Origin of the sequence: Metabacillus sp. Hm71 (genome assembly GCF_051842955.2) — a bacterium.
Classification (GTDB): domain Bacteria; phylum Bacillota; class Bacilli; order Bacillales; family Bacillaceae; genus Metabacillus.
The window spans coordinates 2,779,655-2,799,301 of sequence record NZ_CM200278.1 but is presented as its reverse complement, the minus strand read 5'-3'; the positions used below and the strand labels follow the sequence as shown (position 1 = coordinate 2,799,301).

Below are 19,647 nucleotides of genomic sequence, written 5' to 3'. Positions count from 1 at the left end.
TTACACCCTTTCTTTCAATATTAACCTTTTAAACCACTTGTACTTATTCCTTCCACGACATGACGTTGGAATAAGAAGAAGACAACAAATACAGGAATTAAGGTAACAATGGACATCGCAAACATCGCTCCCCAGTTCGAAACAGTTTCATTGCTTAAGAACATGTTAAGGGCCATTGATACGGTATACTTATCCGGGCTGTTCAAGTAAAGTACAGGTCCAAGTAAATTGTCCCATGTCCAATAGAAAGAAAAGATAGATGCTGTTGCTAAAGCTGGTCTGATTAATGGCAAGATAATTTTGTAAAAGATTTTAAACGTATTACATCCATCAATTGTCGCTGCTTCATCCAATTCTCTAGGAATGGTGCGAATAAATTGGACCAATAAGAAAATAAAGAACGGATGTCCAAAGTATGCTGGAATTACGATCGGTTTAATGGAATCAAGCCAACCTAGCTTTGAAAAAATAATATATTGAGGAATCATAACAACCTCATACGGCAGCATTAATGTTACCATCATGATGGCAAACCAAAAGCCTTTTCCAAAGAAATTCAATCGTGCAAAGCCGAAAGCGATAAATGCAGAAGAAATAACTTGTCCGATCATGGTAAAGATAACTAAAACCACTGTATTTTTTATAAAAACACCGAACGAATTTCCGCCAATACCTTCCCAGCCTTGTGCAAAGTTATCTAAAATAAATGGATCAGGTATTAGCGACTGTGCGGTTACAAAGATGGTTTCACTTGGTTTAAAAGAACTCATTAAGAGCCAAATAACCGGATAAAGCATTAATATCGCAAAGCCGCCAACCAGTAAATGATAAATCCACCACCTAACAGGTTTGATCTTTGGTGCAGTTATTCTTTCAGTTTTAGTCACACTTTTAGGACTCGCATTTATGTTCATCTGTTATTTCCCCCCTTCAGATTCGTAATGAACCCAGAACTTCGATGTGAAGAAGATAATCGCAGTTAAAATACCTACAATGATTAACATGATCCATGCCATAGCTGAGGCATAACCCATATTGAAGAACTCAAAGCCTTGAATGAATAAATAAAGTGAATAAAGAAGTGTTCCATCTAATGGTCCGCCAGTACCTTTTGAAATGATAAATGCCGGGACAAATGTCATAAAGGCAGCGATTGTTTGCATAATCGTATTAAAGAGGATTACTGGACTTAACATCGGCAACGTAATTTTTGCAAACTTTTGAAAGAAGTTCGCTCCGTCAACACTGGCAGCCTCATAATATGTTGCTGGAATGCTTTTTAATCCTGCGAGAAAAATCAACATTGATGAACCAAATTGCCAAACTGATAAAAAGATGAGCATCCATAAAGCTGCTGTTGGATCTCCAAACCAACGAACACTTGGAACTCCTAAAAAGGCGAGCAAAAGATTAACGATTCCTTCATCACCGAAAATGTTTCGCCACATAATCGCAACAGCTACACTACCACCAATTAAAGAAGGTAAATAGAACAAAGATCTGTACAATCCTACGGCTCTTGAAGCCGTGTTTAATATCAGCGCAACCAATAGAGCAAAACCGAGCCTTAACGGGACACCAGCAAATACATAGATCAGGGTAACTTTAAGTGATTGCCAATATCTTGGATCATCTGTGAACATCTTTTTATAATTTTCTAATCCGACCCATTGTGGAGTAGCAAATAAATTGTATTGCGTAAATGATAAATAGAGTGAAGTAACAATAGGGATAAAAGTAAACGCCAAAAATCCAATAATGAAGGGACTTATAAACATATATCCTTTCAAATTATGCCTTATAGCGCGTGAACTCATATGCTTCATTCCTTTCTTTAGGAACCTTTACTTTATTTTAAACTTCGATAGCTGATCGAAGGGTGATCAGCTATCGAATGATCTCGTTATTTATTTTGAGACAGGATGCTTTCTGCTTGTTGTCTAAACTGCTTAGCAGCATCTTCTACTTTTAGCTGGCCATAATTCATCTGTTCAGATAGGCTGTCAAGAAGTTCAATTACTTCACCTGCTCCAATCGGATCTGGACCATCAAAAGGAGAGCTATTTTGTTCAGCCCATGCAACACTATCAAATACTTGAACTTGTTCTGGAGAAAGGAAAGGTTTAAGCTCTTCTTTAATAACAGAGGAACCTGGTACACCACGATCACCTAACGCCAGTTTATTCGCTTCAATGTCATTTACTAAGAAATTGATAAACTTAGCAGCTTCTTCCTGATGCTTTGAATTTTTTGAAACTGACCAGAACATACTAGGTTTTAAATATAGTCCTTCTTTCATGCCAGGTCCCGGCATATTATGAATTTGCAACGGTCTGTTTGCGACTTGCTGTAAACCCACAAATTGGTTGGACCATTGCCAAATTCCAATCGCTTCTTGTTTAACAACAGGATCATCTTCAATTCCTTTTAACTGTGCTAAATAGTCTGGAGTCGGTACTGCTCCATCTTTCACTAAGCTGGAAGTCATTTCAAAGAAATCAATAAATAATTGGTCATCTTCATAGCCTAGTTTTGTACCATCTTCGCTGTAAAGTGATTTTCCTTGTGTTCGTAAGTAATAGTTAAAGAAAACATCTGCTTTCATACCAGTATCCATAAAGATCCCAGCAGCTTTTGCCTTTTTAGCTATTTCTTTATAATCATCCCAAGTCCAGTTTTCATCAAGGGATTCTACCCCGGCTTTTTTCAATACCTCTGGATCATAATGGAATCCGACAACGTTTACCCCTGCATTAAATCCATATAATTTATCCCCGATTTTTCCACCATTGATATAATTTTCAGTATAATTCGTTGTATCAATTTCCTTGCCAACAAACGGTGTTAAATCAGCTAATTGACCATTACCTGCATACTGTGAGAAATAAGAAAGGTCCATTTGAATAATGTCTGGAAGCTGCCCGGCTGACGCTTGGGGTGCTAGTTTTTTCCAATAATCATCCCAACTTGCATATTCAGCCTGAATATCAACATTCGGATTTTGCTCTTCATACTTTTTAATGATTTCAAGTGTGTAGTCGTGTCTTGGCTGGTCACCCCACCAAGCAATTCTTAATTTGATTTTGCCATCTTCACCGCCGCTCTCTGAACCAGAACCTGATCCACCAGAGGAGCTGCTTCCACTACATGCCGCTAATGAAAAAACCATTACAATAGATAATAGTAAAAACAGAAACTTCTTCATTTTATATCCCCCTTATTTTCAATTTCCTGTTACCGCTTACAAGTCCCATTTTATAGAGTTTTCCAAACTATTTGAATTTAAAAAACAGATATCTATGTTTAAAAAACAGTGTAAATGGAATATGTCTTAAGCACTATCGGCTGCCAAAATGATAACGCTTTACCCTTAGTCTTATGTCATATTAAAATTTATCCAATATAAAAAGCTCTGTTAAATGCTAATTATTTTCTACTAAAATATCGATTGGAGTGGAATCAAAGAGCCAAAAAAACTCATCATCTTTATAAAAGACAATGAGTTTTAACTTAAAACACCTTCTTATATTCAGAAGGTGAATACCCTGTATACTTTTTAAACACTTGACTGAAATATTGCGGATTATCGCCATACCCGATCATGTCTGCTATAGTAGATACTTTCACATCATCCATTTGCTCGATTTGCTCAATTGCTTTATTTATTCGCATCTGGGTAACATAGCTGGAGAACTTCTCACCTGTTTCCTGCTTAAATAGTTTTCCTAAATAGTCGGCATTCATATAAACTTTATTAGCCACCCATTTTAATGATAGCTCTGTATTTCCTAAATGCTCTTGAACAAGTTCAATCATTTTATTAATAACAGAAGAATGATTTGATTTATGTCGTTCATAATGACCCTGAGTAATCTCTTGCGCAATTTCCTCAAAAAATTCTTTCATTTGCTGGATGGTGTCCATGTCCATAAGCGAGGACATTTTTTCCATATATTCCTCAATATCTTTTGAATCGGTATTTTGGATCATAATTAAAAAAAGCTTCATGACATATGATCTGGTTAAACTAGTTGAGGACATTCGTTCCATTAATACAATAAAAAAACGAGAAATTTCTTCTTGAACTTTTTCCCAATTACCAGATTTAATTAGTAGACAAAGATTTTGCCCATCATAGTCAAAATGGTAAGGTTGTTTTTCCTGGCGAATATCATTTTTCGTAATTATACTTCCTTCACCTAAATAAAAACGATGGTTTAAGCATTCAAGTGCATCTAAATACAATCTCCTCGCTTGAGTAATGGAATCCATTTCACTTACTGCAACGGTCATATCCATTTGATAGATTTCATAAAAATGATCTCTTAACTGTTCAATTTTTGTTTGCAAGCTTGCAAAGTTTTCCTCATGTACTAAGAATAAAACATGTTCTCCAATATTTGTTGATAAGATGGAAGGAGCAAAAAGGTCTTCCCCAAGATTTTCGATGACAAACATATGTTCATAATGAAAGTCACCTTCAAGACGAAATAAGATTAATCTAATTTTTTCTTCATCAAAATTGATTTGAAATAGATTTTCATAAAATTTGATGCCCCTATTCCCATCTATTTTACTTGTAATAAATTCTTTTAATAATTGCTTTTTTACATACGGCTGTATTTGTTCAAATCGAGTTTTAATATCAATTAAAAAACGTTCCCTTTTTTCTTCTGTCTTTAACTCTTCTAGCAAATTATTTAGAGCCTCAACAATACTATTTTCATTACAGGGCTTTAAAAGATAATGCTTAACACCGTACTCCATTGCTTGTTTTGCATAATCAAATTCACTAAAACCAGAAAGAATGATAAATTTTGTTTCAGGCTTCTCTTTCGAAATTCTTTTGACAAGTTCCAAACCATTTAATCCTGGCATCTTAATATCGCAAATGACAATATCAGGGTGGTGACTCATAATTTTGTCATATGCTTCAAGTCCATTTTTTGCTGTACCAATCAATTCAGTTCCAATGCTTTCCCAGTCGATAATATTGGAAATTCCTTCTAAAATAATCCTCTCATCATCCACTAGCAACACTTTATACATAGTCCCACCTCTTTTTACATGGAATGACAATGAGAACCTTTGTCCCTTCATTCACTCTACTTTCAATCTGTAATCCATAGCTCGAACCAAAGACGAATTTGATTCGTGAATCGATATTCTGGAGTCCAATTCCATTCCCTTTTGTGGTAATCTCGCCTTTTTGAACGTTTTCGAGCTGCTGTTCATCCATTCCAGGACCATTATCTTCAACAACAACAAACAGTAAATCTCCCTCTTGATACGCAGAAACATGAATCTTGCAGGGTTCAATCATCATTTCCAATCCATATTGAATGGCGTTTTCAACCAAGGGCTGTACAATTAACTTCGGTATCGCGCATTCCTTTACATCCTCTTGAATGGATAAATGAAAATCCAAACGTTCCTCAAATCGGAACTTTTGAATAGTTACATAATGCTTGACCATTTCAATCTCTTCATTTACTGAGATGATATTTTCTTTTAAACTAATCGCATTCCGTAATAAATAACCGAGTGATTCAACCATTTTGGAAATCTGCTGCTGCTTATTAATCTTAGCCAACCAATTAATGGATTCTAGCGTATTATAAAGAAAATGAGGATTAATTTGGGATTGCAATGCCTTAAATTCAGTATCTTTGATTAAGAGCTGTTTTTCATAGTTTTCATTTATTAGTTCATTAATTCGTTCAATCATATGAAAAAAATTCCGATGAAGGATTCCAACCTCATCCTGATCTTGTGAGGGTTTAAAAGAATCCGCTACCTTAAAGTCCCCTTCCTGAACATGATTCATTGCAGACACTAAGTTTTCAATCGGATTTGTAATTCGTTTTGAAAATTTACTAACGAGGTATACCGCAACCATGAAAAGAAAAAGGAAAAAGAAGAGTACAAAAAACTTGATTGCTGTAACCTGTGCAAACATGGCGCCAAAAGGAATCACATTCCAATACGTCCAATTTGCATATGGAGATTTTGAATAAGTAACAAAATAGTTTTTCCCATCTATTTCTTGTATGTTATATCCTTGCTTGCTACTCTCAGTAAAATTAAGCTGTTCTAACTGAGCAAAAGGTTTTTCTGAAAAAAATATATTATCCCCTCGTGAAATCATAATATAGCCTTCCTGGCCATCCCATTCTTTAGGAAGCTCGCTCACAATTTCATCTAATTTCACTTCAATGATTAACGTTCCTAATCTCTCTAAGCTTAAGTTCCGATATGATTTTAATAATCTTGTTGAAAAGATCGATTCTTTTGAATCATTTAATGTAACCCAAATATTACTGCCATTCCCTCCTCTAGCCTTCGTAATGATTTCAACCTTATGTTCATATAAAATCGATGAAGGTGCCCTTCCTGCCCGATATTCCGTTCCATTTAAGTCAAAGAGATGAATAGACTGGATATATTTCTCAGAACCTATATAATTCGTGAGCTTCTCCCATATTTCTCTTTCAATTTGGTACTGTTCGTACTTAGTCACCTCACCCTTCGCGCGAAGCAGGGCATTTTGAATAACACTGTCATTCATAATCTCAAATGTCACATCTTCAATATTTTTCAATTCATCTTCAATGCGACTAGATGACATAATGAGGACTTGCGAGGATTTTCGATAAATTTGTTCATCATAGCTATTAAATGCATACTGAAATCCAACTACGATAAATAATAAACAAACAGCCATGATAATCGATATAAAAACCATCAGCTTATCCTTAATTTTCAAGTTTCTATAACGATTTGAAATAAACAATATTAACTTCTTCATAGCATGTTGAACTCCTTACTATGCATCGACATTTTAAACAAATCGCTACAGAAAATTTTAATTAGGAAGTGGAAAGTTGATTATCCCAAACCTCCACTTCCTATTAACCACTCTTCCTTATAACAAAGATAGCAAAGGCAAGCGCTTTCAATTAAAAGTGTAAAATAAAGCCGCCATCCTTGCTTATTTTATAGGATACCCCATTGTCGACATAAGCGCCAAGCCTGGTTGTGTAGAATCTAATCGACTATATTGAACAAAAATTGGCAAGTCACTCTCAACTTCAATGGAATATGGAACACCTGGAGGGATCGACTCTCCATTTCGTTCTATCGTGGAAGTTCGTAAATGATTGCTTCGCTTTCCTTCTACCATAACAGGAATTTTTTCAATCGGATCACGGTCTTCAAAATAGATAGTAATAAGTATGTTCGCAGCTTCTTCATTGCAATTTAAAATACAGATTGATTCATGGCTTGTTAGTTCCCCTGAACTTAGTGGCGGAATATATCCATCAGGAATAATCCAATGTGTTTCACCTTTTTTTATGTTCAAAATAATCCCCTCCTAAATTGATTGCACATTGTGTTAAATCAAAACAAAAAGTATAAAATGGTTTACATTTGTTCGATTATGTTCATTATAATACGATTTCCTGTCTTTTTACATCATTTTTTGTCAAACGAATGATTTCTTTTCGAAAGATACTGTTAACAAGCCGATTAATTTGCAATACAGGATCACTGTTCGAAAAATAATAGTCGTGACCGATTATATAGTCTTTATTTCGTACAAAATAGAAAAAAGGTTATTTTTGCATAAATCGACTGTCATAGAATGATACAGATGAATTGACGATCCCATCAAAAATCAGAATAATGAAATAAAAGGCAAAAAAGATTGGAGAGAATCACTAATGACAGAAAGAGCAGAAAAAAAATGCAAAGATTCGCTTGTTATTAAAACAAGCAGAGTATTTCCATTGGATACAAATAATCACAATACATTATTTGGGGGCAAATTAATGAGTTATATTGACGATGTTGCCTCTATTTCTGCAGCAATGCATTCACGCTGTGATGTTGTTACAGCTTCAACCGATTCTGTGGACTTTTTAGTCCCTATCCGGCAAAGTGATTCTGTCAGCTTAAAATCATTTGTATCATATGTTGGTCGTTCCTCTATGGAGGTTTTTGTAAAAGTCATCGCTGAAGATTTAAGAACGGGTGAACGGAAACTTGCTGCGACTTCCTTTTTAACATTTGTTGCATTGGATCATCAAGGGAAACCTGTTGAAGTACCAAAGGTCATTCCAGAGTCTGATGAAGAAGTGATGCTGTTCAATACTGCAGGACAGCGTATAAAAGTTCGTAAAGAACGACGCGAACATAGTGAAGCATTTGCAAATGTTGTGACATTGTAACTTTCTTTAAGACATAGAGAAAAACACCCGATGCGGGTGTTTTTCATTGAGAATATTTGAGAATATTTGAGAATCAAATAAAAATCGTATTTGTCAAATTAACTCAGAATGGTTTAATAGCTTCTTATTATTTTACTGCTTCTGGAACAGACAAGCCTAAGCCTTCAGCAATACGTGTGCCATATTCCGGATCAGCTTTATAGAAGTGACCAATTTGTCGAAGTTTAATGTCATCTCTTTCAACAGGCTTCATCGCATTTACGATGTTTGATACAAGATGTGCACGCTGCTCTTCAGTCATTAAGCGGTACAGGTCTCCCGCTTGTGTGTAATGATCGTTATGATCATAAGCAGCACTATCTGCTACACCTGATACAGGATATGCAGCCTGTTTATGTTCAGGTGTTTCTGTTGGACCGCCGAAACTATTTGGCTCGTAATAAACAGACTTACCGCCATTGTCATCAAATCTCATTTGGCCGTCACGCTGATAATTTTTCACTTCATTTTTTGGACGATTAATCGGTAATGCTTGATGGTTCGCTCCTACGCGATAACGATGGGCATCATGGTACGCGAATAAACGGCCTTGAAGCATTTTGTCTGGTGAAAAATCTATGCCAGGTACAATTGTTCCAGGTGAGAAAGTCGCTTGTTCTACTTCAGCAAAGTAGTTTTCCGGATTTTTATTTAGCACCATACGACCTACTTCAATTAATGGATAATCTTTTTGAGACCAAACCTTAGTCACATCAAATGGATCGAAACGATACGTGTTAGCATCTTCTAAAGGCATAATTTGAACATATAATCTCCATGCCGGAAAATCGCCTTTTTCAATCGCATTGAATAAATCTTCTGTATGATAATCAGGATTTTCTCCTGCTATTTTCGCTGCAACTTCAGGGGTAATGTTTTTAATCCCTTGTTCTGTTTTAAAGTGATACTTGATCCATACTCCTTCACCATCTGCATTTGTCCATTTGAACGTATGACTGCCAAATCCATGCATGTGGCGATAAGTGGCCGGTATTCCGCGATCAGACATTAGGATTGTTACTTGATGTAATGATTCAGGTGATAATGACCAGAAATCCCACACCGCATTAGGGTTTTTCAAATGGGTTTGCGGGTCTCTCTTTTGTGTATGAATAAAATCAGGGAATTTGATCGCATCGCGGATAAAGAATACCGGTGTGTTGTTCCCAACAATATCGTAATTGCCTTCTTCCGTATAAAATTTCACCGCAAAACCGCGCGGATCACGAACAGTATCCGCTGAACCTAATTCACCAGCCACTGTTGAAAAACGAATAAATAATGGTGTGCGTTTTCCTACTTCAGATAGGAAATTTGCTTTCGTATATTTCGTCACATCATTTGTTACTTCAAAGTAACCATGAGCACCTGCACCTTTTGCATGTACAACACGCTCAGGAACACGTTCTCTATTAAAATGTGCTAGTTTTTCTAAAAGGTGTACATCTTGTAGTAATGTCGGGCCGCGCCCTCCTGCTGTGATTGAATTCTGGTTGTCCCCGACTGGAGCACCCCAGCTTGTAGTAAGTCTGTTATTCGTCATGTAAGAATCACCTCTAATATTTTTTAAGTATGATATTATAATAACATCTCTCAATTAAAAATCAATACTTTTTTATAATTATTATAATTTAATATTAAAAATTATCTTTAATTGACTTTAAATAATAGCTCGTAAAACAATCCTTTATATCCTATGATCGTGGTAGACAATCTATTACTCTAAAAATATGAGACTGTACAGCAAAGGATCACCAAATTGTGTTTGTTGGAGGGGTCAGTCCCTTTGAGACAGTCTCATACCCGTTATAATCCAAGTGAAATATATTTCACCTCTAAATATTCTTCGATTCCATGATGACCACCCTCGCGGCCGAGTCCGCTTTGCTTAAAGCCTCCGAATGGCGCTTGCGGTGTGGATGGCAGACCATCGTTTAAACCAATAATTCCGTATTCAAGCGCTTCTGTTACTTGAATACCTTTCGCTAGATTTTCAGTAAATACATAGGCTGCCAATCCGTAAATGGAGTTGTTTGCTCGTTTAATCACTTCTTCCTCCGTTTTAAAGGTTGTCACTGGAGCAATCGGCCCAAATGTTTCTTCAGTCATACAGAACATGTTATCATTGATGTTAGAAAGGATCGTAGGTTCAATAAAAAGTCCTTCTCTTCTTTTACCGCCTAATTCAACTTTAGCCCCTTTTTCAACTGCATCCCCTATATGCTGCAGCACTTTTTCCACCGCCTTCTGATCAATTAACGGACCAATATCCACCCCTTCATCCAGGCCGTTTCCAATCACCAACTCTTTTACTTTTGGAATTAGCTTCTCAATGAACGTTTGATAGATTGATTCGTGAACATAAATTCGATTGGCACAAATACATGTTTGACCAGCATTTCTGAATTTTGCTGCAACAACCCCATCAACTGCTTTATCCAGATCAGCATCAGCTAAAACAATCACTGGAGCGTGTCCGCCCAACTCTAAGGAAACCTTTTTTACTGTCTGTGCTGATTGCTGCATTAAAAACTTACCAACCTCTGTTGAACCTGTAAATGTGAGCTTACGGACTCTTGGATCTTGAAGCAGCACTTTTCCAATTTCCTTTGCATGCCCACAAACTACATTGATAACACCTTTTGGAATCCCCGCTTCATCAGCAAGCATGGCTAATTTTAAAGCTGTAAGCGGTGTTTGTTCAGCAGGCTTAATCACAACAGTGCAACCAGCTGCTAATGCAGGAGCTACCTTTCTTGTAATCATTGCTGCTGGAAAATTCCAAGGAGTGATAACCGCTACTACGCCAACTGGCTGTTTTTGGACAAATAAGCGTTTATTTCGTTGGGTAGCAGGAATCGTTTCGCCATAGATGCGTTTTGCTTCTTCTGCATACCAAGAAAAAAATCCATTTGCATAATTTATTTCACCGCTAGCTTCTTTTAAGGGCTTCCCTTGCTCCATTGTCATTAACTTAGCTAATTCCTCTCGATGCTGATGAATCAAGTCATGCCAACTTCTAATTAACTCAGCCCGTTCATATGCTGAATATGTAGACCATAACTGAAAGGCATCTGTTGCTGCTTCGATCGCTTTTAATGATTCCTTTGCTCCTCCATTTGGGACCTTTGCAATTATTTCATTCGTAGCTGGATTAGTTACCTTAAATGATGGCAAATGATCCCCTGTCCATTCCCCATTAATATACAATTGATATTGTTCCATACTGGCTCCCTCCTAAATTTTGCTTTCACTAGCCAATAAAGTTGGTTATGTTAAGCTTAAGTGATTTTCCTTAAAGGACTCAAGTTAAAAGCCTGCCTAATAATGGTATAGTATATTAAAAGTTTGGAAGTTAAATAGCTAAAAAAAGCACTACAACCTTAAAAAGGCTGTAATGCATAAATAATTCTCTTTAAAAGGATTAGACGGTTTCGATCGTCGATAATCTTTCTCGATATTGATGAGCTGCTTCCACCATTATTTTTAATGCAGCGATGGTCTCTGTTTCCCCTCTTGTTTTCAATCCGCAATCAGGATTTACCCAAAATGCGCGGTAGTCCAGAACCTCAAGTGCACGTTTTATATTTTGTGAGATTTCTTCTAAACTAGGGACACGAGGGCTATGAATATCATAAACACCAAGTCCAATCCCTTTGTTGTAATGATGCTGTTCAAAGGAAGCAATCAATTCACCATGGCTTCTTGATGTCTCAATTGAAATCACATCTGCATCAAGCGCATCAATCGCATGAATGATATCATCAAAATTTGAATAACACATATGGGTATGAATTTGCGTGTCCGCTTCCACTGAAGATGTAGCTAATTTAAAGGCATAGACTGCAGCATTTAAATAAGCTTCTGTTTTTTCCTCTTTTAAAGGCAATCCTTCCCGCAATGCCGCTTCATCTACTTGAATCATCTTAATTCCACTAGCTTCAAGTGCTTCAACCTCTGAACGGATCGCTAATGCGATTTGATTTAAGACATCAGTACGATCAATATCATCACGGACAAATGACCAATTGATAATTGTTACAGGTCCTGTCAGCATGCCTTTTACTGGTTTAGCTGTGAGAGATTGTGCATACACCGTTTCCTTTACAGTCATAGTTTCTTTGCAATACACATCCCCAAATATAACTGGAGGCTTTACACAGCGTGAGCCATATGACTGGACCCAACCAAACTTTGTAATGGCGATTCCTTCCATCTTTTCACCGAAAAACTCAACCATATCTGTTCTTTCAAACTCCCCATGTACAAGGACATCTAGTCCAATCTCTTCTTGAATATCGATCCACTTCTTGATTTCAGCTTTGATGTATTCCTCATATTGATGAGCTGTTAGCTCACCTTTTCTCCATTTCAATCGCTCTTTACGTACTTCCTTCGTTTGAGGAAAGCTGCCAATTGTAGTCGTAGGTAATATTGGTAAATCAAAGCGTTCAGCTTGTACTTCTTTCCGTTTTATCACATCAATTCGTTCCGAAGAATAATTGCCTATATTGTTAATTGCTTCTTGGACAGTTTTTACATTTCGATGTGAGGAATTTGTTAATTCAACAATTGCTTGATCATGTACTTCTAGTTCTTGAACACTGCCATCATGATTTGCAACTTTTGTTAACAGCACAACTTCTTCTAGCTTTTCATCTGCAAAAGATAAGGCTTTTTTTATTTGTGTATCCAATTGCTGCTCGCTTTTTACAGTAACTGGAACATGAAGCAAACTGCAGGATGGCTGGATAATCAGGCGATCTTTATCAATAAACCTCGTTAATTCATAGACTGCCGTTAATTTTTTTGTCAAATGAGATTTCCAAATATTACGTCCATCAATGACACCTGCGAAAAGAACCTTATCGCTCGGAAAACCGTGTTCTTTTAGATTTTCAAGATTTCTCCCTGCATCATGTACAAAATCAAGTCCTATCCCTTGAACTGGCAACTCAATGATTTCTTGATAAAATTCGAGACTTTCAAAATACGTTTGAAGGATAACGTTAACTTCAGGAACCCCTTCATTAAACGCAGCATAAACTTTTTTAAACTCATCAATGATTTCTTTATCAACATTTTTTACTAAAATGGGTTCATCTACCTGAATCCATTCTGCACCAGCTTCTTTTAATTGCTTAAACACATCTATATAGAGAGGAATAAGTGAGTTTAATAGTTCTGCTCTTCTTTGCTTATCATACCCTTTAGATAAAGACAATAATGAAATTGGGCCAAGAATAACCGGCTTTCCCTCTATGCCGAGCTTTTGTTTTGCTTCAAGGTACAATTCAAGCAATCGATTTTTGCCTAAATTAGGTTGTGCATTCTTTAATTCCGGAACAATATAGTGATAGTTTGTATTAAACCATTTTGTCATCTCAGAGGCGATTTTCCCTTTGCTTCCCCTGGCAATCTCGAAATAGGTTTGAAGAGTCAGCCCTTTCTCTTCCGTTTTAAAACGCTCAGGAATTAACCCAAACATAGCTGCTGTATCGAGCACATGATCATAGTAACTAAAATCACCTATCGGGATAAGATCAATGCCTTTCTCTTTCTGTTTTTTCAAATGGGATAAGCGAATATGTTCCATTTCTTTCTCAAACTGTCCTTCGCTTACTTGTTCTGTCCAAAATAATTCTAAAAGCTTTTTCCATTCACGATTTTCACCAATTCTTGGATAACCAATATTTGAACTTTTTATCTTCATTTTCTTTTCTCCTCGTTCCCAATTTTTCTGATGTTTGTCCAATAAAAAAGCCTCTCTATGAATAGATAGAGAGACTTTGGATAGGCATAGTTAACTAGAGTTGAAATGAATGAATCGTTTCAACATATGACCACCACTCCTCCCTATTTCGCGTAGGTAATAAGTGCATACAATAGGCAGGTCTCCTGACTCAGGTTCTACACTTCAAATCCCTTCCCATTTCAAATTGAAACAGTGGATGCGATTGAAGCTCCCCATTACAGTGGCGCGACCGTGCCGGATTTTCACCGATCTTCCCTTTTAAGTTAAAAGCAAAGCTTTTAACACCTATTGCCTGAACATTATTAAATTTTAAAATAATTGAAACATGTGATTTAGATTAAACCATTTTTTCTCTTTTAGCAAGTATTTTTCTAATGGGCTGTATTTGTCCACTGTGAGTGGAACCGCTTTATGCATCGATAGCTAGTCAATATAACGTTTTTAACAAATAAAGCGAGACTCCTATCAGCGGGGTTTTACTGCCCGTTAAAATGGGATAAAAAAATTCGCATAAAAACTGATTCAAACTGTAACACTCCGCCATAACCTACATACACTTATATGGATTTTATACAATAAAAAATAAAGGAGAGTTGCCTTCATGAATCCTTATGGATACAATTATTACCAAGAATTCATCCCTAATCATTATAATTATTATGCCCCATATGATTATGATGCTTTTACACAGCAAACAGAACAATACGAGGGAAATAGACAACCAACACTTGAAAGAAGAGTTTCTCAACTCGAACGACAAAATGAACGCCAAGGACGAGAAATTACAAGACTTAATGATGAAATAAGACGATTAAACCGGGAGATCAATAGAATCAATCGTGAATTTAACCGTATAAACCAGCTGGTAACACAGCTCAATGAAAGAGTTGAGCAACATACTCGAAGATTAAATCGACTTAACCAACGGCTTCGTGCAGTTGAAAATAGATTAGATCTGCCATTCACTCCAGGTGAAGGCGGTTTTTAATCATGTCATTATTCAAGGATGATCATTAGTAATTATCTAAGGTCATCCTTGTTTTCAATTCATTTTTTGAACTTGTTATATCCATCAGTGGGGGGGTTACTGCCCGTAAAGATTGGGATAAAAAACTATAGTTTGTACATAATAAAGTTGATTATGTTGAGAGGAGGTACATATGTATGACAAATCGTAATGATAATCGTGAACGACAAAACAAATATCCGAATAACAATCAACAGGATACAGAGTTTTCAAAGGATATTAATATTAGAAGTGAGAAAACGAAAAAGGATTTACAGAAATAATAAAGAGAGGCTGCCAGCCTCTCTTTATTATCTTAAAATTTATCTCGTCCTTTTAACCTTTGATGAAAAACGAGTCCTGCTCTTCCTTTTCAAATCATTTGCACTTTTTCTGGATGAGGATTTTGAATCATTTCGTGGTTTTTGTCCTTTTCTCACTGAGCGAATTGAATCTTTTGTTAGTGGGCTTCTTTTCACTTCATAACCATCTCGATCAGGAAGACTTACTCCTTCAATTACTCGCTTTTCCAGCGATTGGTTAATCCCTTTTTCAATCATACGAAGAAAGTCGCGATCCTTTGGAGCTACTAAAGTATAGGCCACTCCAACACCACCGGCACGACCTGTTCGGCCAATTCGATGAATATAGCTCTCTACATCATGCGGAATATCGTAATTGTAGACATGTGTCACACCTTCTACATCAAGGCCTCTTGCTGCAACATCAGTTGCAACCAACAGTTGAATTTTCGCTTCCCTAAACTGCTTCATCGCTTTTTCTCGTTTGGCTTGTGTTAAATCACCGTGAAGTTCTTCAACCAAATAACCATTTGTGAGAAGGGCTTGGTGGAGTTTTTTGGCACGGATCTTTGTTCTGCAAAAAATAATTCCTAAAAAAGGACGATCTTCTTGTAATAAATGCAGTAATGTCTCCTGTTTGCGACGATCAGTGGTTTCTATAATAATTTGTTTAATCTCCTCCACAGTAACCTGTTTCGCTTTAATTTGAATGTTCTCTGGCTCAACCATATATTTTTTTGCCAAACTACGAATTTCACTTGGGATGGTTGCAGAAAAAAGCAAGGTTTGACGAGTTGAAAGCGTTTCATAAAAAATTTCGTCTACCTCAGGAAGAAACCCCATATGCAGCATTTGATCAGCCTCATCCAATACAAATACTTCTACTGTTGAAAGATCAATGGTTTGCCTGCGAATATGATCCAACAACCGACCAGGAGTAGCTACAACAATATGCTGTGCTCCTTTTAGTTTTTTCAACTGATGCGCGACATCCTGTCCGCCATAAACGGCAAGCACATTAACTCCTTCCAGATTTTCTTTCATTTTCTTTATTTCTTTCGTTATTTGTTGTGCTAATTCACGTGTTGGCGTCAAAATAAGTGCCTGAATTTCAGATTTATCAACATCAATTTTTTCTAATATCGGCAGAACAAAAGCCAATGTTTTACCAGTTCCTGTTTGTGCTTGGGCAATAAGATCTTTTCCCTCTAACACAGAAGGAATGGCTTTTTCCTGTATTGGGGTAGGCTTTACAAATCCTAATGACTTTAATGTATCATTTAATTCTTTTCGAATTCCTAGTTGTAAAAAATCATGCAATATAATCACATCTCTTTTCCTTAAATAAGTGCCATTTGTTTATTAGAAGGCTTATTTACTATAGCACAAAATAATGGTTAAGCTAGGGAAAATCATTTTTTTTAATCTATTATGCACATTTCCTGTTTCATACATATTATGATCTTTTTTGCTGACACTATCCTAATTGTCAAATCGTACACATCCTATTCTAAAGGTAATAATTATGCAAAACGCTGTACTGATTAGTAAAAACAGGTAAGAGTTTTGGCAATATGATGAAATAAAATGAGTCCTCGTTAAGATAGGGTAGAAATGATAAGCCCCTTATCTAATTTACATAAGGGGCGAATTTCTTTTCATATGTTTTAAGTTGAAGAAGTTTAAGAACCCGTAGAACGATAATGCCTGACACCTATCTGCCACACAAACAAACAAGGCAAAATAAATAAGATCCCTGCTAATGGTGACATCATGTATAAATAACCATTTCCTTCGTGTTTATCAAGAAGATACAATAATGGCAAGTAATTGACACATCCGAAAGGGATGATAAAAGTAAAAAATTTCGTCACCCAATTTTGATAAATATTTAAGGGATACTGAGCCATTTCTCTCCCACCGTCTGTAAATATGTTCGCCACTTCGAGACCTTGAATTGTCCAAAAGCACATAGTAGCAGCAAGCATAAAGATACCTGTAAAGATAAACACCCCACTTATTATCATGAGGAACAATGTCATTCCTTTTATCACATCCCATTCAATAGAAAGATTGCTTAACGCGATCGATAAAACGATTAAACCTTGCATCAATCTGCCGAATCTCGTAAACTCAAACTGCGAACCAAGCACTTGAACAAATGTACTTCTCGGTCTAACCAAGAGTCGATCAAAGTCACCAGCTCTTACCAAACTTGAAAATGAATCAAATCCTCGAGCAAAACACTCACTGATGGAAAATGCCAAATGGATGACAGCAAAACAGAGTGCTACTTCATAAAAACTCCAGCCTTTAATTTGCCCAAAACGTTCAAATAGAAAATATAAACCAGCAAAGACAGAAAACGGAATAAAGAACTGACCTATTGTTAATAGCCAAAAAGATGTCCGATACTCCATTTGTGATTTAAACAAAATGAGAAGATATTTAAAATAAATCTTCAAGATCGATCACCCTCCTTGTACAACCACTTTTTGCAGTGCCTTATGAAACGCAATTTTGCCAAGTAATACTAATATGGCCAGCCATCCAAGCTGAGATAGAATCCCTGCTATTGCTTCATGATGATGAATATGTCCTGAATAAACCCTAAAAGGAAAATCAGCTGTTAGACGAAATGGCAGCATGTAAGCTATGTTTTGCAGCCATGATGGCATCAGTGGGATAGGAATAATTAAACCGGCAAAAAATTCCCCAATCACTCCAAACATTAACAGTGACCCAACTGGAGACATTGTTACAAAGACAGAAATATAAATAAACATAGAGATTGAAACGAGAAGAAATAAACCAAGAATCAAAGATGTAAGAAATAAGACAAAGGATAGGACATTAGGCGGAGGCGTCATGTTGTACGGCTCCGGTAAAAAGAAAGCGACGAGTAAGATTGGAAAACTTCTAAGGCAAGCACTCGACAACCGTTGCGCCAAAAGCTTAGCATACCAAAATCCGTAGATTCCGCATGGTCTACAGAGTTCATAAGCAATATTTCCAGTTGTTATTAAGTCGAATAATTCATTATCCCGAAACCACAACGCGATGAAGGCAAGAAAGGCCTGCTGCAGCCAAATGTAGATAATTAGTTCCTTTAAAGCGATTGGTGGTGATTCAATGGTATTCAAGTAAAATGCTTCAAAAATCATGATATACATAAATCCCCAAAAAAATTGGGTTGCCACCCCTGCCAAAGCAGCTGCCCGATACTGCATTCCATTAAGCAATCGCAGCTTTAATACAGATACATAAGCTTTCATATTTGGTACTCCTTATAAAGCTTAACAATAATTTCTTCGATTGGCTGTGCTTCAATCGAAACATCAAGTAATTCTACCTCTGCTGATAACTGTGAGATTGTTTCAGAAATCAGGATCTTATCGGTATCTACACTAAGGACTGACCGTTCAGGAGTCCATGAAAGGATGGAAATACCAGGAATATCAAATACGTGTTCCGTTTCACGATAATCTGCGGTAATGGTTTTATGTGATCCAAATCGACTTCTTAGGTCATTCAATTTGCCATCAAATAATAAGCTTCCCTTTCCGATTAAAATCACCCGCTCAGCAAGTGCCTCGATATCATTCATGTCATGAGTGGTGAGGATGATGGTAACGCCTTTCTCTTTATTTATTGTTTTAATAAACTGGCGGACTGCTATTTTAGAAACAGCATCAAGACCTATCGTCGGTTCATCTAAAAATAGTATTTTCGGGCTGTGGAGTAATGAAGCAGCGATTTCACATCGCATTCTTTGCCCTAAGCTTAGTTGTCGGACTGGTAAATGAAGAAGAGTATGTAAATCAAGTGTTTCGGTGAGAAGCTTGAGTGTTTTTTGATACTCTTGCTCTGGGGTGTTGTAAATATCTCGTAGAAGTTCGAATGAATCGATCACTGGAACATCCCACCAGAGCTGTGATCGTTGTCCAAAAACAACTCCAATATTCTTTACATAAGAAACCCGTTCCTTCCATGGAGTATAACCCATGATCGAACATGTTCCCTCATCTGGAACCAATATACCGCTCATAATCTTTATCGTTGTCGATTTTCCTGCACCATTCGGACCAATGTACCCGACTATTTCTCCTGGACTTATTGAAAAAGAGATATCTTTTAGCGCTTGAACAACAGTATGCTCCCGATAAAAGAGCGCTTTCATCGCCTCCCCCAATCCTGAAGAACGTTTAGCAATTTTAAAGGATTTGCTTAAGCCTTCAATCGTAATCATGCACCTTTCTCCTCCTAACTTTTTTGAGTCGAAGGAAAAATATAGCATCATATATAAAGAATGTC

16 protein-coding genes and 1 riboswitch are annotated in these 19,647 nt (G+C 36.7%); of the genes, 3 read left to right on the top strand and 13 right to left on the bottom strand.

Annotated elements, in window-relative coordinates:
- Positions 1-20 precede the first annotated feature (20 nt).
- From ACSVDH_RS13635 to ACSVDH_RS13610, 6 genes are all read right to left on the bottom strand, one after another.
- Positions 21-914 carry a carbohydrate ABC transporter permease gene (locus tag ACSVDH_RS13635; RefSeq protein WP_439252148.1) on the bottom strand — a complete coding sequence of 298 codons (894 nt, stop codon included), beginning with the start codon at positions 912-914 and terminating at the stop codon, positions 21-23.
- A gap of 3 nt (positions 915-917) precedes the next feature.
- Positions 918-1,817 (bottom strand): carbohydrate ABC transporter permease, encoded by a 900-nt coding sequence (locus tag ACSVDH_RS13630; protein WP_299090788.1) that lies wholly within the window; start codon positions 1,815-1,817, stop codon positions 918-920.
- An 86-nt stretch (positions 1,818-1,903) separates the two neighbouring features.
- Entirely contained in the window at positions 1,904-3,205 is a 1,302-nt protein-coding gene (locus tag ACSVDH_RS13625; RefSeq protein WP_439253201.1) for an ABC transporter substrate-binding protein, read from the bottom strand.
- A gap of 305 nt (positions 3,206-3,510) precedes the next feature.
- Positions 3,511-5,049, bottom strand: a complete 1,539-nt coding sequence (locus ACSVDH_RS13620; RefSeq protein WP_439253202.1) for a response regulator transcription factor — start codon at positions 5,047-5,049, stop codon at positions 3,511-3,513.
- Positions 5,042-6,808: a cache domain-containing sensor histidine kinase gene (locus tag ACSVDH_RS13615; protein WP_439253203.1), complete on the bottom strand. Its 1,767-nt coding sequence runs from the start codon at positions 6,806-6,808 to the stop codon at positions 5,042-5,044. The genes ACSVDH_RS13620 and ACSVDH_RS13615 overlap by 8 nt, the downstream gene beginning before the upstream one ends.
- A 183-nt stretch (positions 6,809-6,991) precedes the next feature.
- Positions 6,992-7,363, bottom strand: coding sequence for a sensory rhodopsin transducer (locus tag ACSVDH_RS13610; RefSeq protein WP_299090799.1), 372 nt, complete (start codon positions 7,361-7,363; stop codon positions 6,992-6,994).
- Between the two features lie 361 nt (positions 7,364-7,724).
- Here ACSVDH_RS13610 and ACSVDH_RS13605 point away from each other — a divergent pair, with 361 nt between their 5' ends.
- Entirely contained in the window at positions 7,725-8,231 is a 507-nt protein-coding gene (locus tag ACSVDH_RS13605; protein ID WP_299090800.1) for an acyl-CoA thioesterase, read from the top strand.
- A 127-nt stretch (positions 8,232-8,358) separates the two neighbouring features.
- On the opposite strand, the gene katA is transcribed toward ACSVDH_RS13605, so the two are convergent.
- From katA to metE, 3 genes are all read right to left on the bottom strand, one after another.
- Positions 8,359-9,813: a catalase KatA gene (gene katA / locus ACSVDH_RS13600; protein WP_439253205.1), complete on the bottom strand. Its 1,455-nt coding sequence runs from the start codon at positions 9,811-9,813 to the stop codon at positions 8,359-8,361.
- A gap of 263 nt (positions 9,814-10,076) precedes the next feature.
- Positions 10,077-11,495, bottom strand: coding sequence for an NAD-dependent succinate-semialdehyde dehydrogenase (locus ACSVDH_RS13595; RefSeq protein ID WP_439253206.1), 1,419 nt, complete (start codon positions 11,493-11,495; stop codon positions 10,077-10,079).
- Between the two features lie 199 nt (positions 11,496-11,694).
- A complete protein-coding gene (gene metE / locus ACSVDH_RS13590; protein WP_439253207.1) occupies positions 11,695-13,983 on the bottom strand; it encodes a 5-methyltetrahydropteroyltriglutamate--homocysteine S-methyltransferase in 2,289 nt (762 codons plus the stop codon).
- A 158-nt stretch (positions 13,984-14,141) separates the two neighbouring features.
- Positions 14,142-14,329, bottom strand: a riboswitch (cobalamin riboswitch).
- A 297-nt stretch (positions 14,330-14,626) separates the two neighbouring features.
- On the opposite strand from metE, the gene ACSVDH_RS13585 reads away from it, so the two are divergent.
- Positions 14,627-15,013, top strand: a complete 387-nt coding sequence (locus ACSVDH_RS13585; RefSeq protein ID WP_439253208.1) for a hypothetical protein — start codon at positions 14,627-14,629, stop codon at positions 15,011-15,013.
- A 176-nt stretch (positions 15,014-15,189) separates the two neighbouring features.
- A complete protein-coding gene (locus ACSVDH_RS13580) occupies positions 15,190-15,315 on the top strand; it encodes a hypothetical protein (RefSeq protein ID WP_439253210.1) in 126 nt (41 codons plus the stop codon).
- 39 nt (positions 15,316-15,354) lie between these two features.
- On the opposite strand, the gene ACSVDH_RS13575 is transcribed toward ACSVDH_RS13580, so the two are convergent.
- The 4 genes from ACSVDH_RS13575 to ACSVDH_RS13560 form a co-directional block, all read right to left on the bottom strand.
- A complete protein-coding gene (locus ACSVDH_RS13575; RefSeq protein WP_439253279.1) occupies positions 15,355-16,653 on the bottom strand; it encodes a DEAD/DEAH box helicase in 1,299 nt (432 codons plus the stop codon).
- Positions 16,654-17,015: 362 nt separating this feature from the next.
- The gene (locus tag ACSVDH_RS13570) at positions 17,016-17,798 is read right to left on the bottom strand and encodes an ABC transporter permease (protein WP_439253211.1); all 783 of its coding nucleotides are present in this window, start codon (positions 17,796-17,798) and stop codon (positions 17,016-17,018) included.
- A 6-nt stretch (positions 17,799-17,804) separates the two neighbouring features.
- Positions 17,805-18,608 carry an ABC transporter permease gene (locus ACSVDH_RS13565; RefSeq protein WP_439253212.1) on the bottom strand — a complete coding sequence of 268 codons (804 nt, stop codon included), beginning with the start codon at positions 18,606-18,608 and terminating at the stop codon, positions 17,805-17,807.
- Entirely contained in the window at positions 18,605-19,582 is a 978-nt protein-coding gene (locus ACSVDH_RS13560) for an ABC transporter ATP-binding protein (protein WP_439253213.1), read from the bottom strand. Before ACSVDH_RS13560 ends, ACSVDH_RS13565 begins: the two co-directional genes overlap by 4 nt.
- Positions 19,583-19,647: the final 65 nt, after the last annotated feature.